Origin of the sequence: Pseudoalteromonas sp. S3260 (assembly GCF_005886925.1) — a bacterium.
In the GTDB taxonomy this organism is placed as follows: Bacteria; Pseudomonadota; Gammaproteobacteria; order Enterobacterales; family Alteromonadaceae; genus Pseudoalteromonas; species Pseudoalteromonas tetraodonis.
The window spans coordinates 1-297 of record NZ_PNCV01000318.1; the positions used below are offsets into that span (position 1 = coordinate 1).

The 297-nt window shown below is 50.8% G+C and carries 1 protein-coding gene; it reads left to right on the plus strand.

Features of this window, described 5'->3' with window-relative positions; translation table 11 throughout:
- On the plus strand, positions 1–297 hold a 297-nt coding region (locus tag CWC14_RS18630), incomplete at both ends, for a Ppx/GppA phosphatase family protein (protein ID WP_502705435.1).

Sequence of the window (297 nt, forward strand, 5' to 3'; positions counted from 1 at the left end):
AAGTACGTCTTGCTGCAGGGTTAGACGCGCAAATGTGCCTGAGCCAAGAGGCGATGGAGCGCGGTTGGGAGTGCTTAGCCTTATTTGCTGAACGCTTGCAGGATATTCCTGCCCATCAGGTGTGCATTGTTGCTACGGCAACGCTGCGCTTAGCCACTAACGCCGAAGAGTTTAAGAACCGTGCGCAAGAGATTCTCGGTCACCCGGTGAATGTTATTAGTGGTGAAGAGGAAGCTAAAACCATTTATCAAGGCGTTGCACACACTTCTTCATGCAGTGGCAAGCAACTGGTTATTG